Origin of the sequence: Streptococcus pseudopneumoniae (assembly GCF_001068775.1) — a bacterium.
Lineage (GTDB): Bacteria > Bacillota > Bacilli > Lactobacillales > Streptococcaceae > Streptococcus > Streptococcus pseudopneumoniae_N.
This window is the reverse complement of sequence record NZ_JWAJ01000083.1, coordinates 33,765-48,285: the sequence shown is the minus strand read 5'-3', so window position 1 is coordinate 48,285 and position 14,521 is coordinate 33,765. Positions and strand designations below refer to the sequence as shown.

Sequence of the window (14,521 nt, the reverse complement as noted above, 5' to 3'; positions counted from 1 at the left end):
TAGCTTAGCGATGATTTCTTTATGCGTTCCAGCATCAAGATAATCCAAGATTATGATGTTCTTGTCTTTAATTCCGAGTAAGTTTGTGATAAAATTTAATTGTTCCATAAGATTCTTTCTAATGATGGTTTGGTTGCTTTTCATTATAGGTCTTATGGGACTTTTTTTCTACAACGAAATAGGCTCCATAATATCTATAGGGGATTTACCCACTACAGAAATTATAGAGCCAGTTTTTGATTTCCAATGAGATGTCAAATAAGTATATAACTTTACTTTTGGGACAAAATTTGTTAAAATATAGCCATGTTATAAAATCTAACATACAAGGAGAAATGAATCATGAGCATGAAAAAACGCTTATTAGGAGCAGGTTTGACACTTGCTGCTGCGGTCCTATTGGCAGCATGTGGCCAGTCAGCATCAGACGGTAAAACATACTCGTCGACCTTTGGTGCAGATCCAACAACCTTCAACTATCTCTTGGACTACTCTGGTGATAACACTGCCATTGTAACCAACTTGGTTGATGGTTTGCTTGAAAATGATAACTACGGAAACCTTATTCCTGCCCTTGCAGAAGATTGGAGTGTTTCTAAGGATGGTTTAACTTATACCTACAAACTTCGCCAAGATGCCAAGTGGTTTACAGCTGACGGTGAAGAATACGCTCCCCTTAAAGCACAAGACTTTGTAACTGGTATCAAGTACGCTGCTGATAACAAGGGTCAAGCCCTAGACTTGATTCAGAACTCTATCAAGGGCTTGGACGATTATGTGACAGGCGCAAATACTGACTTTTCAAATGTTGGTGTCAAAGCCTTAGATGACTATACTGTGCAATATACCTTGACTCGTCCAGAGTCATTCTGGAACTCTAAGACAACTAACAGTATCTTGTTCCCTGTAAACGAAGAATTCCTTGCTTCTAAAGGTAAAGACTTCGGAACCCTGAAACCAGATAGCATTCTTTATAGCGGACCATATTTGTTAAAAGATTTTACATCTAAGTCTTCTATCGAATATGTGAAAAACCCACATTACTATGATCAAGAAAAAGTAACGATTGAAAAGGTGAAATTGGCCTACTTTGATGGTTCAGACCAAGACTTGACAATCCGTAACTTTGAAAGTGGTGCTTACTCATCTGCAGGTGTTTATCCAAATAGCTCAAACTTCGCTAAGACCAAGGAAAAGTACAAGGACAATATCGTTTATAGCTTGCAAGATGCAACATCTTGGTACTATAACTTTAACGTCAACCGTGGTGCTTATAACCATACTGCAAAAACAAGCGATGAGCAAAAGCAAGCAACTCAAGCTGCAGTTTCGAATAAAAACTTCCGTCAGGCAATTAACTTCGCCATTGATCGTACAGCATACTCAGCTCAATCAAATGGTGAAGAAGCAGCTAAAAACACTCTTCGTAACTCGCTCGTGCCGCCAACTTTTGTACAAGTTGGAGACAAGACTTTTGGTGAAACAGTTGCTTCAAAATTGGTCAACTATGATACACAATGGTCAAATATGAATATTGAAGATGCTCAAGATGGTTATTTCAATAAAGAAAAAGCACAAGCCAAGTTTGTAGAAGCTAAAAAAGAATTAGAAGCCCAAGGTGTGACCTTCCCAATTCATTTGGACTTGCCTGTAGATCAAGTAAACAAGACCTTGCTTTCAGGAACAAACTCTATCAAACAATCAATCGAATCAACACTTGGTTCTGAAAATGTAGTGGTTGATGTTATCCAATTGTCGACAGATGATTATACAAATGCAACAGCTCAAGCACCAACGCCAGCTGATCATGACTATGATTTGAACTTGGATGGATGGTCGGCTGACTACCAAGATCCATCAACTTATCTCAATCCTTTCAACGCTGAAGATGGATTCTATCTCAAGATTTTGGGACTTGATCCAAGCAAGGACACCGGTAAGATTACTAGTCTAGGTTTGGACCAATTTACTCAAAAATTAAAAACAGCAGATGCAGAAAATACAGACGTAGCTAAACGCTATGAAAACTACGCAGATGCACAAGCTTGGTTGATTGATAGTTCTCTTCTAATCCCAGTTGTGTCAAACGGTGGTGGAGCTTCGGTGACACGCGTGACACCATTTACACGTGCTTACTCACTAGTTGGGATCAAAGGAACTGGAAGCAACTACAAGTACATGAGATTGCAGACAGATGTTGTTACAAGCTCTCAATTTGCTGAAGCTAAGTCTAAATGGGAACAAGAACGTAAAAATTCTGTCGAAAAGAGTCAAAAAGACTTTGAAAGTCACGTGAAATAAGTTTAAGAAGATAGGTTGGGCAAAAACTCAATTTAAAAATGAAATTGAGTGAAGCTCTCAATTATAAAATGCATAGTATCAAGTTTTTTGAACACTTAATACTATGTATTTTTTTATTTTGAAGACTTTTACCCTGCCTCTTGCTTTTTATTAACGATAAATCTTTACTGCGATAGCGGGTCGTTTTTTTGTTTTTGAGACTCTAAAAGGCTATTTTTATAAAAATTTGAATTTCTCCAGTTGAAACCTTCGACTTTCTTGGTAATTATTGAAAGCTTTAGGGTGTGAGAGTACGGTGTTGAGAACTTGTCAACCGATTTCTATCTCTTGGTATTTTTGTTAGAAGTCTTCTTTCAAAAAAAGATATGAGGCATTTAATGATTGAAATATAATAATTTTGGTTTTAAGGCAAAATAAAACGGTTGCAATTCAGGTGTTGATAGCATCCGGTGTTACTTTGTGATATAATAGAAATAAAATAATTAATAGAGGTGTAAGGTGGGAAGACGTTTAAAAGAAAATAAAACGAGCAAGTTTCAGCAAAGTTTCAATATTATTTTGTTGTTTCTATATATAGTGCTTACTTGTTTTTTGCTGTTTTTAATATTCAGATATCATATCTTAGCCGTTAGTTATTTCAATCTTCTTCTAGCAGCTATTATGGTGTTCATTGCGCTAGTAGCTTTATTTTTAATATCAAATAGAAAAGCTAAGAAGTTTACTTTAATCATGCTCTTGCTATCTATTGTAGCCAGCTCACTAGCTTTGGTTGGAGTTCATCAGTTCGTTAGTTTGGCCAATCATTTAAATGCAACATCTAACTATTCTAGTTACTCTATCAGTGTTGCAGTTTTGGAGGATAGTGAGATTGGTAATGTATCTCAACTATCCAGTGTGACAGCTCCGACAAAAACAGATGCGGAGAATATCAAAAAACTGCTTGATGATATTAAGACAAGTCAGAATAAAGACCTAAAGGTTGAGGATAGTTCTTCTTACCTTGCGGCTTATAAGAGTCTCTTAGCTGGAGAGACCAAGGCAATTATTTTGAATAGTGTCTTTGAAAATCTGATTGAACAAGAGTATCCGGATCACGCCAAAAAAATCAAGAAAATTTATACCAAGGAACTAACCAAAACTGTTGAGGCACCTAAGTCTTCTCAAAACAAGGCTTTTAATATCTATATTAGTGGTATTGACACATACGGACCGATTAGCTCCGTTTCTCGTTCAGATGTCAACATCATCATGACGGTCAATCAAGAAACCAAGAAAATTCTCTTGACAACGACCCCTCGTGATGCTTATGTGCCCATAGCTGATGGAGGCAATAACCAAAATGATAAATTGACCCATGCAGGTATTTATGGTGTGGATGCTTCGATTCATACTTTGGAAAATCTTTATGGAATTGACCTAAATTACTATGCACGACTCAACTTCACTTCCTTCTTGAAATTAATTGATCTTTTAGGTGGTGTCGATGTTTATAATGACCAAGAATTCACCTCGCTTCATGGCAAATATCATTTCCCTGTTGGTAATGTTCATCTAGACTCTGAACAAGCTCTGGGATTTGTGCGCGAGCGTTATTCATTATCAAACGGTGATGGAGACCGTGGGCGCAATCAACAGAAAGTCATTTCTGCTATTATTCAAAAACTAACTTCAACAGAAGCTTTGAAGAATTTTGATGGCATTATGCAAAGTTTGCAAGATTCAGTGCAAACAAATATGCCACCTGAAACAATGGTTAGCTTAGTGAACGCCCAACTAGCAAGTGGAGGGAAATATACTGTCATCACTCGAGATCTAAAGGGAACTGGTCGTATGGATCTTCCTTCCTATGCCATGCCTGACAGCAGTCTTTATATGCTAGAGGTAGATCCAAATAGCTTAGAGACACTCAAAACAGAAATTAAAGATATCATGGAAGGAAAATAAGATGATTGATATCCATTCACACATAGTTTTTGATGTAGATGATGGTCCTAAGGATAAGACAGAAAGTATAGCGCTTCTGAAGGAAGCCTATGCTCAAGGAGTCCGTACCATCGTTTCGACTTCCCATCGTCGAAAGGGGATGTTTGAAACACCAGAAGAGGACATATTAAGAAATTTTAAAGTTGTCAAGGAGTTGGCTAAAGAGGTTGCTTCTGATTTAACTATCTTGTATGGAGCAGAGATTTATTACAGCAGTGATGCTTTAAACAAATTAGAGAATCAGCAGATTCCACAACTAAATGGCACCCGTTATGCCTTGATAGAATTCAGTATGAATACCCCTTATCGTGAAATCCATAATGCATTAACCAATGTGCTCATGCTAGGAATAACTCCAGTAATAGCTCATATAGAGCGTTACGATGCTTTGGAAAACAACGAAAAAAGGGTTAAAGAGCTTATTAATATGGGTTGCTATACACAAGTTAATAGTTCAAGTATCCTTAAACCAAAATTGTTTGGAGATACCTATAAATTCATGAAAAAACGTGCTCGCTATTTCTTGGAGCGAGACTTGGTTCATATAGTTGCTAGTGATATGCATAATCTGGATAGTCGTCCACCTTATATGAAAGAAGCCTACGAAATCGTAAGTAAAAAGTATGGATTGGATAAAGCTCGGGAACTCTTTATGTTAAATCCAGAAAAAATCATTAAAGATCAAATTATTTAGGAGTTATAATGAAAGAAAAAGATACTATTGAAATCAATGTTATTCAGTTGTTAAAGGCACTATGGAAAAAGAAACTGCTAATCCTTCTTGTAGCCATCGTAGCAGGAGCTGCTGCATTTGCATATAGTAGTTTTGTTGTTAAACCTGAGTATAGAAGTACAACTCGGATCTATGTAGTTAATCGAAACCAAAGTGATAAACCGGGATTGACAAATCAAGATCTACAAGCAGGAACTTACCTGGTTAAGGACTATCGTGAGATCATTCTTTCCCAAGATGTCCTAGAGAAAGTAGTTGCTGATCTTGGCTTAAACATTAATGCGAAAATATTAGCTAAGAAGATTCAAGTAACGGTTCCCGCAGATACACGTATCGTATCTATTTCAGTTAGTGATCACAAACCTGACGAAGCAAGTCGAATTGCAAATGCTCTTCGAGATGTTGCGGCACAAAAGATTATTGCGGTCACCCGTGTTTCTGACGTAACTACCTTGGAGGAAGCACGTCCAGCAACTGGACCGTCTTCACCAAATATTCGTCGAAATACCATTATGGGAGTTGTAGCAGGTGCAGGATTAGTGATTGTAGTGGTCTTGTTGCTTGAACTATTCGATGACCGTATTAAACGTCCAGAAGATATCGAAGATGTTATGGAAATTTCACTCCTTGGAGTCATTCCAGACATGGATAAATTAAAGTAAGGGAGAACTTATGGCGAAGTTAGAATTATCACAACAAAAACTGAACTCTGTAAAAAAAGCAGAAGAGTACTACAATGCTTTATGTACAAATATACAACTGAGTGGGAATAACTTAAAGGTTATTGCCGTTACATCGGTTGACCCTAGCGAAGGAAAGTCTACAACAGCTACTAATGTTGCTTGGGCTTTTGCGCGTGCTGGCTACAAGACGCTATTGATTGATGCCGACATTCGAAACTCAGTCATGTCTGGAGTATTCAAATCAAGAGAACGAATCACAGGTTTAACTGATTATCTTGCTGGTACGCAAGACTTATCTCATGGTCTTTGTGAAACAAACATTGATAATTTATTTATGATCCAATCAGGGTCACCTTCTCCAAATCCAACAGCTCTTCTTCAAAGTACCAATTTTGAATTGATGATTGAAACACTACGAAAATATTTTGATTATATTATTGTTGATACAGCCCCAATCGGAGTTGTAATTGATGCAGCGATTATTGTTCAAAAATGTGATGCATCCATTTTGGTTACAGAAGCTGGCGGAACAAAAAGAAGAGATATTCAAAAAGCTAAGGTTCAGTTAGAACAAACAGGGATCCTATTTTTGGGTGTTGTTTTAAATAAATTTGATGTTAAACGAGAAAAATATGGATCTTATGGAACTTACGGTTCTTATGGTAAAAGAAAAAAATAAGATAGGGAGTTCAGTATGGAAGGAAGAGGCCTCTACAATATAACTCTGGCCCTCTTGCAGAGTATACTTGTTAGTTTATTAGCTTATGTACTGATTGCAATTTCAGAAACTGACATTGTTTTAAATACAGTATTTGTTCTGTTTTTTCTTCACTTTGTTGCCTTCTACATCAGTGGATACGGTAAGGATTTTTTTAAACGTGGTCAGTATGTGGAGTTAGTAGAAACAATTAAATATATTATCTTTTATGCTCTGCTGATTAGTTTTTCAAGTTTTTTCTTGAAGGAAAAGTTTGTAATTTCAAGGCGAGGGATGGTATACTTGCTTTCCTTGTACAGTGTTTTGAATTATCTACTCAGTTTCTTTGTGAAGAGATATTGGAGAATCTTCAAACATAATTTGAAGGGAAGTCGTAATATTTTATTGATTACGGCGATGTCCCGTACCGAAAAAGTATTGGATCGATTATTAACAGCTAATGATGTTCAAGGGAAATTGGTTGCAGTAAGCGTTTTAGACATGCCAGAGTTCACTCATGAAAAGGTGATTGTGGTACCAAAGGAGCAATTACTGAGCTATGCGACACATGAAGTGGTGGATGAAGTCTTTGTCAATCTTCCAAGTGAGGACTATGATATTGGAGCTGTTATTTCTCAGTTTGAAACAATGGGAATCGATGTAACAGTTACCTTAAATGCTTTCGATAAAAATTTAGGTCGAGATAAACAAATCCATGAGATGGCGGGTTTGAACGTAGTGACATTTTCTACAAATTTTTACAAGCTAAGTCACATAATTGCCAAACGAATCCTTGATATTTGTGGAGCTATTGTTGGGTTGCTCCTTTGTGGAATTGCTAGTCTATTTTTGGTCCCCTTGATTCGTAAAGATGGTGGACCAGCTATTTTTGCTCAAACTCGTATAGGGAAAAATGGTCGACATTTTACCTTTTATAAATTTAGATCAATGTGTGTTGATGCAGAGCAGAGAAAAAAAGATTTTATGGGGCAGAACACGATGCAAGGTGGAATGTTTAAGATGGACGATGATCCTCGTGTTACAAAAATTGGTCGTTTTATTCGTAAAACCAGTTTAGATGAGTTACCCCAGTTTTGGAATGTCTTTATAGGAGATATGAGTCTGGTCGGCACACGCCCACCAACTGTAGATGAGTATGAAAAGTACACACCTGAGCAAAAACGTCGTCTTAGCTTTAAACCTGGTATTACAGGCTTGTGGCAAATTAGTGGCCGAAGTAAAATAACCGATTTTGACGATGTTGTAAAACTAGATGTGGCTTATATTGATAATTGGACAATCTGGAAAGATATTGAAATTTTGTTAAAAACTGTTAAAGTTGTATTTATGAGAGATGGAGCGAAGTGATTTCTGTACGTCCATCATATTAGGAGAGAAATGAAAAAGTCAGTTTATATCATTGGTTCGAAAGGAATTCCTGCTAGGTATGGGGGATTTGAAACCTTTGTTGAAAAATTAACAGCCTTTCAACAAGATAAGGCTATCCAATATTATGTGGCTTGTATGCGTGAGAACTCTGCAAAATCAGGGATTATTGAGGATGTTTTTGAACATAACGGTGCTATCTGTTATAACGTCGATGTTCCTAATATTGGTCCAGCGCGAGCCATAGCATATGATGTCGCGGCAATTAACAAAGCTATTGAAATTGCCAAAGAAAATAAGGATGAAGCTCCCGTTTTCTATATCTTAGCCTGCCGCATTGGACCATTTATCCGAGGTATTAAGAAAAAAATCCAGGCGCTAGGTGGGACCCTTCTGGTCAATCCGGATGGTCATGAGTGGTTGCGGGCTAAGTGGAGCGCCCCAGTTCGTCGCTACTGGAAAATTTCTGAAGGTCTAATGGTCAAACATGCTGATCTTTTAGTTTGTGATAGTAAGAATATTGAAAAGTATATCCAAGAAGATTATAAACAGTTTCAACCTAAGACAACCTATATCGCCTATGGAACGGATACAACTCGCTCTACATTAAAGAGTAGTGACGAAAAAGTACGTTCTTGGTTTAAAGATAAAAATATCTCTGAAAATGAGTATTACCTTGTTGTAGGACGATTTGTTCCAGAGAATAACTATGAATCTATGATTCGTGGCTTTTTAGCATCCAACTCTAAGAAGGACTTTGTCCTAATCACAAATGTAGAACAGAATAAATTTTATAATCAGCTATTAGCAAGTACTGGATTTGATAAAGATCCACGAGTGAAATTTGTTGGAACAGTCTACGACCAAGAACTTCTGAAGTATATTCGAGAAAACGCCTATGCTTACTTCCATGGACATGAAGTTGGAGGAACCAATCCTTCGCTACTTGAAGCTTTGGAGTCAACAAAGTTGAACCTACTACTCGATGTTGGTTTTAACCGCGAAGTTGGGGAGCAAAGTGCGATCTATTGGAAAAAAGATGAGCTTTCCCAAGTAATCGAGAAAGTTGAACAATTTGATGCAAAAATGATTGATGAGTTAGATAGACAATCAAATCAGAGAATTGCGGATTATTTCACTTGGGAAAAGATTGTTACAGACTACGAGAAATTATTTATAGGTTAGAAATGCAGAAAATTTTATATCTCCACGCTGGTGCCGAAATGTATGGTGCTGACAAGGTTTTGTTGGAGCTTATTAAAGGCTTGAATAAAGACGAATTTGAAGTACACATTATTTTGCCCAATGATGGTGTCTTAGTAGGTGCATTGAAAAAGGTTGGTGCTAAAGTTAAAATTATCGATTATCCAATCTTGCGCCGTAAATATTTTAATCCTAAGGGAATTCTTGAGTATTTTGGCTCATATAACCGTTATTCAAAGCAAATCGCTGAATATGCTAAGGAAAACGGAATTACTCTCATTCATAATAATACCACTGCGGTACTTGAAGGAATTTATCTTAAACGTAAGTTGAAACTTCCTTTGATTTGGCATGTACATGAAATTATCGTAAAACCAAAAGCAATCTCAGATTTTATCAATTTTTTGATGGGACGATATGCTGAGAAGATTGTGACGGTTTCAAATGCTGTAGCCAACCACGTCAAGCAGTCTCACTTTGTAAGAGATGACCAAGTTCAAGTCATCTATAATGGTGTTGATAATGCCGTCTATCGTGAAATGGATGCTAGTGCCGTTCGTGAGCAGTTTGGTATCGCAAAAGATGCGCTTGTCATTGGTATGGTTGGTCGAGTGAATGCCTGGAAAGGGCAAGGCGATTTTCTAGAAGCTGTGACTCCAATCTTACAGGTCAATTCCAAAGCAGTAGCCTTTTTAGCAGGTAGTGCATTTGAAGGTGAAGAGTGGCGCGTGGAAGAGTTGGAAAAAACCATTTCAGAATTACCAGTTGCTGGACAAATCAAGAGGATCGACTATTATAGCAAGACGACAGAACTTTATAATATGTTTGATATCTTTGTCTTGCCAAGTACCAATCCAGATCCACTGCCAACAGTCGTATTAGAAGCCATGGCCTGTGGCAAGCCTGTAGTTGGTTACCGTCATGGAGGTGTCTGTGAGATGGTGAAGGAAGGCGAAAACGGAATTCTTGCTACACCGAATCAGCCTGAAGAATTGTCTAAGGCTATTCACGAATTGGCTGACAATACCGAGAAAAGAGAGCAGTTTGGGAGTGCATCTATCCAACGCCAAAAAGAATTCTTTTCGTTGGGAAGTTATATTCGGCATTTTTCGGAGTTGTATGATAACTGTAACTTATAATTATAATTATAATTATAATCAAACATTATTAAGGGAGTAGTATGAAATTTTCAATAGATTTTGTTGTTACTTGGGTAGATGGGGGAGATCCTGTTTGGCAAGCTAAGAAGGCTGAATATTCCGAGACTGTAGATACATCCCAAAAAAGTATGAATTCTGTCAAGGCCTACCGTGAGTGGGGAACTTTTAAATACTGGTTTAGAGGGGTGGAAAAATTTGCACCTTGGGTAAATAAAGTTTATCTTGTAACAGACAATCAAAGACCAGATTGGTTGAATATTAGTAATGAAAAATTGGTAATAGTAGATCATAAAGATATTATTTGTCAGGATTATTTACCAGTTTTTTCTGCTAACCCAATTGAAAGTAACATTCATAGGATACCAGGTTTGTCAGAGCATTTTGTTTTTTTCAATGATGATATGTATCTAACCGCCCCCGTATCACCTGATGATTTCTTCTCAGAGGAAGGATTGCCTAGATATAATACTGCTCTATCTCCGATTATTCCTGAGAGATATGGAACAGGGAATTTTCAGATAAATGATATGGAAATTATTACTAGCCACTTTACTCGAAATGAAATTTTAAAAAATGGACATTTTTTTGATCCCAAGCAAGGATTAAAAAATATAGTTAAATCGCTACTATATAAAAATAGTAAATTTATCTGTGGCTTTTGGGAGAGCCACTTGCCATATCCTCTGTTAAAATCAACAATGCAATGGGTATGGGAAAAGGAAAAAGATATCTTAGAAAAAACTTCAGCTAGCCGTTTCCGAAATCCTTCCGACACTAATGTATGGCTCTTTAAGTATTGGCAAATTGCTAGTGGGCAATACGCAGTTGGAAATCCTAAGTTGGGAGGTCTTTTTTCTTTGGACAATGCAGGACCAGAATTTTGGAGCTTATTGAATTCTGGTAAATACCAAATTATGTGTATCAATGATGGATTTAATATTCAAGACGAAGAAAAAGTAATGGTGGACTTTGTAAAGGAGATGGATCAACTGTTTCCTGATAAAAGTTCATTTGAATTATAGATTGATAAGGAGTTAAATATGAAATCAGTTTGTGCCCTTGTAGTAACTTACAATCGCTCAAAATATCTTCAAAAGGCACTAGAAGGTATTTTAAATCAACAGCAAAATGTTTCTGGAGTATTGATTTTTAATAACAATGCTACGGACAATACGGAAGAAACACTTATTGATTTAGGCTACATTGATGCAAAAGGCAATGAAATAGTAGAAAATCATCTGTATGAAACAGAGAAGGATGGAAGACGTTTTTATTATTATCATAATCATGAAAATCTTGGGGGAGCCGGCGGATTTGCCAATGGTATTAAATTAATATCCAAACTTGATTACGATTACGTGTGGATTATGGATGATGATGTCTATCCTGAACCTGATTGTTTAGAAAAAATTATGGAACAAATGGCTTTACAAAGTGTTCAAGTAGGTATACCGAATCGTACCGATGAAAATTTTGATGATAGAGCCATTACTAACTTTGACTTTGATGATTATCATAAGTTTTGGACAGAAATGAGAAAAACAGTAACTTATGGTCCGTTTAATGATGATGCTATAAAAGTTGTTGATATGCCCTTTGAAGGCCCTGTAGTTGAAATGTCATTACTTCGTAAAGTTGGTATTCCTGATAGTGGATTTTTTATTGAATACGATGATTCAGATTTTGCACAACGCCTTCAACAGTATTCAGAAATTGTGTTTGCTACTAAAGCACAATTACATCGTCAACTTGCAGTGAAGACAGATCCAAGTGTTGTTAAACAGGAAGAACCTTATAATTGGCGAAACTATTATAAAATTCGAAATAATATTATTTTTGACAAACGTTATGGAACGAATTGGAAGGTTCGTCAATTAAGTCCGCTGATACTAATTGCTCATCATCTTGTGATTTCAATTCGCCATCGACATTTAAAACAGAACTTCCCGATTATTTGGAAAGGTTTTTGGGATGGTGTTTTTCAACGTATGGGGAAACGAGTGGATCCTAATTATTAATAAGGAGTAAAAAATGTCTGAATTACTGTTGAGCTTTATCATGCCAACTTTTAACTCTTCAGAATACTTGGCAAAAACGATGGATAGTTTAATTGCTTCAATTGGTCAACACAGTAGTTCTGTGGAAATAATCTGTGTTGATGATGGTTCAACTGATAGTACTGTTGCTATATTGGAAGAATATAAATCTGTTTTTGATAATTTGATTATTATACGAAATAACCACGGTGGTGTAAGTCAAGCTAGAAACACAGCATTGGATATGGTATCAGGGGCATTTATCAGTTTTGTTGATAGTGATGATCTTTTTGAAGAGAACTTTTTAGATATTTTTTCAAGTATAGAAAATAATTTTGATATCTTGTTCACAGATGTTAAATATTTGGATAGAAATCTATATATACCAGGAATTTCTTTTGAAAAGAAAATCAATGTTTTTAAAAATTCGTTACGAATTGGTGAATATGGCATTGAACCTGGAGTAGCAGGAAAGTTCTTTAGAACAGAGATAGTTAATAAAAATAGGATAAGATTCAATACAGAGTTATCTGTAAGTGAAGATGTGCTATTTAATTTTAACTTTATTACTTATGCAGATAATGTACTACTTAGTTCAGAAAAATTTTATACTGTAACAGGTACGCATAGTTTAATGTTCTATAACGAAAAAAATCTAGCCGGTCAAGTAGAATTTGTGAATCAGGTAAGAAAAATATTATCCATCTATCCTGATAATTCTGATAAACAATTACTAGAGGATAAGTTCATCTTAAATGCAATGACTATTTTTATTGATCGTTACTTTGGACCACTTTGGTTAAATGGAACCTACTCTTTAAATAAAGCGTCAAAATTGATGAAAACCACAATAGAAGATAATAAATTTTCAAAGGCTTTTAATAGTAGTAGACTAGATTATTCCATTGGATGTCGTTATGTTGTATTTAGAAAGTTGTTGAGATTTAAACAATACAAATTATGTTTAATTTACAATCGGATAATGGATAAAATTAAGGGGTATGAGAGGTTTAGGAAAGATTGATTCGTGTAATATTTCGAAATTTTTACAGAGTCAACATATATGACTGACCTTATTACTATTTATCTTACGTTTGAATTATTTTGGTTTTCTCTAATACAATAATCGAAAGGAATGGAAAGTACTTGTGAAAAACAATCGGTTTATTTCAGAAAAAATCTATTTATTTACCCTATTTGTGTGGGTTGTTGTCGCTTCATTAGTCACAACCACTTATTTTGTTCGATTAGACGGTTTTCTATCATTTTATCGCATACTACTTTATTGTACTATTTTATTGCTATTAATAAAGGAGTTGATAAACTTTTCGAAAACTCTACATTATTTTAGATTTCATTGGAAACAATTATTAATAGTATTAGTATTTTTTATAGTGATGTCTATAGTTTCAAAAAATCGTGATGGAATATTAAATATAAATGTGCTATTTCTTGTTTTTTCTGCTAGAGATATTGATTTTAGAAAATTATTAGGAACTTTTTCTGTGGCGACATTCCTAGTGCTTTGTTTGACAATTTATGCTAGTCAAAAAGGTATTATTACCAATATGTTTATGAGTGCGGATGGTGGTTATCGTTTTAGTTTGGGTTTTAATTATGTATCATTTGCTTCACAACGTATGTTCTTTGCACTATGTAGTTATCTTATGTTTAGAGGGAAGAAGATTTCTTACATGGAATTGCTGGCTTTATTTTTGGCTACGATTTACATGCACCAACAAACTTCGACATCCAGTCCATTTTACTTAAGTATTTTGATACTAACCTATGCTTTGTTTAGTATTAAAATCTTTAAAAAAGAGTTTATCATTGGAAATTTCTGGTCAAAGGAACTTGCGCATTACGGTTTTATTGTAGCTTTAGCAATTATCTTGTATTTTTGTTTTTATTCATCTGGGAATCTCTTCCACTTCGTAGATAAATTCACTCACAATCGACTACGGCTTAGTGTAGAAGGTTTTCAAAATTTTGGAGTTCATTTGTTTGGGCAACGAATTTCTTTTTCTATGTTAGATATATTTGGGAATTTCGCTAGTAATTATAATTATATTGATAGCTCTTTTGTTCAGTTATTAGTTATTGATGGATTGATAGTCAGTTCCTTCATGTTGTTTGCTCTTACTAAAGTTATGAGATATTTTGTATCGATTAGAAAAGATATCGTACTTGCCTGTTTAGGAATTATGATTATTCATGGAATGTTTGATCCTCAAATGTTGGTTCTTCGCTACTCTCCATTAATTTTATTCATCAGTCGATTGTTTATTATAAATCCAGATAACAAAATTGAATAAAATGAGTTAAGTCCAGTTAAAAAG

At 35.5% G+C, this 14,521-nt stretch carries 12 protein-coding genes; all 12 read left to right on the top strand.

What is annotated here, in order from left to right; genetic code table 11:
- Window positions 1-342: 342 nt before the first annotated feature.
- The 12 genes from ADF68_RS04020 to ADF68_RS03965 all read left to right on the top strand — a co-directional run bounded on the left by ADF68_RS04020 (window position 343) and on the right by ADF68_RS03965 (window position 14,497).
- Complete coding sequence (locus tag ADF68_RS04020; RefSeq protein ID WP_049548742.1) at window positions 343-2,301, top strand: peptide ABC transporter substrate-binding protein; 1,959 nt, start codon at window positions 343-345, stop codon at window positions 2,299-2,301.
- A gap of 498 nt (window positions 2,302-2,799) precedes the next feature.
- Complete coding sequence (locus ADF68_RS04015; protein WP_049548741.1) at window positions 2,800-4,245, top strand: LCP family protein; 1,446 nt, start codon at window positions 2,800-2,802, stop codon at window positions 4,243-4,245.
- Window position 4,246: 1 nt separating this feature from the next.
- Entirely contained in the window at window positions 4,247-4,978 is a 732-nt protein-coding gene (gene cps4B, locus ADF68_RS04010; protein WP_049548740.1) for a capsular polysaccharide biosynthesis protein Cps4B, read from the top strand.
- Window positions 4,979-4,986: 8 nt separating this feature from the next.
- Complete coding sequence (locus tag ADF68_RS04005; RefSeq protein ID WP_049548739.1) at window positions 4,987-5,679, top strand: CspC family polysaccharide chain length determinant protein; 693 nt, start codon at window positions 4,987-4,989, stop codon at window positions 5,677-5,679.
- Between the two features lie 10 nt (window positions 5,680-5,689).
- Window positions 5,690-6,379 (top strand): tyrosine-protein kinase, encoded by a 690-nt coding sequence (locus tag ADF68_RS04000; protein ID WP_049548738.1) that lies wholly within the window; start codon window positions 5,690-5,692, stop codon window positions 6,377-6,379.
- A gap of 15 nt (window positions 6,380-6,394) precedes the next feature.
- Window positions 6,395-7,765 carry a sugar transferase gene (locus tag ADF68_RS03995; RefSeq protein ID WP_049548737.1) on the top strand — a complete coding sequence of 457 codons (1,371 nt, stop codon included), beginning with the start codon at window positions 6,395-6,397 and terminating at the stop codon, window positions 7,763-7,765.
- A 30-nt stretch (window positions 7,766-7,795) separates the two neighbouring features.
- Window positions 7,796-8,968: a beta 1-4 rhamnosyltransferase Cps2T gene (gene cps2T, locus ADF68_RS03990; protein ID WP_049548736.1), complete on the top strand. Its 1,173-nt coding sequence runs from the start codon at window positions 7,796-7,798 to the stop codon at window positions 8,966-8,968.
- Window positions 8,969-8,970: 2 nt separating this feature from the next.
- Window positions 8,971-10,125 carry a glycosyltransferase family 4 protein gene (locus ADF68_RS03985; RefSeq protein ID WP_049548735.1) on the top strand — a complete coding sequence of 385 codons (1,155 nt, stop codon included), beginning with the start codon at window positions 8,971-8,973 and terminating at the stop codon, window positions 10,123-10,125.
- Window positions 10,126-10,166: 41 nt separating this feature from the next.
- The gene (locus ADF68_RS03980; RefSeq protein ID WP_049548734.1) at window positions 10,167-11,168 is read left to right on the top strand and encodes a Stealth CR1 domain-containing protein; all 1,002 of its coding nucleotides are present in this window, start codon (window positions 10,167-10,169) and stop codon (window positions 11,166-11,168) included.
- Window positions 11,169-11,186: 18 nt separating this feature from the next.
- A complete protein-coding gene (locus ADF68_RS03975) occupies window positions 11,187-12,164 on the top strand; it encodes a glycosyltransferase family 2 protein (protein WP_049548733.1) in 978 nt (325 codons plus the stop codon).
- 13 nt (window positions 12,165-12,177) lie between these two features.
- Window positions 12,178-13,206, top strand: coding sequence for a glycosyltransferase family 2 protein (locus tag ADF68_RS03970; RefSeq protein ID WP_049548732.1), 1,029 nt, complete (start codon window positions 12,178-12,180; stop codon window positions 13,204-13,206).
- Between the two features lie 124 nt (window positions 13,207-13,330).
- Window positions 13,331-14,497, top strand: a complete 1,167-nt coding sequence (locus ADF68_RS03965; RefSeq protein WP_049548731.1) for a hypothetical protein — start codon at window positions 13,331-13,333, stop codon at window positions 14,495-14,497.
- The last annotated feature ends 24 nt before the right edge of the window (window positions 14,498-14,521 follow it).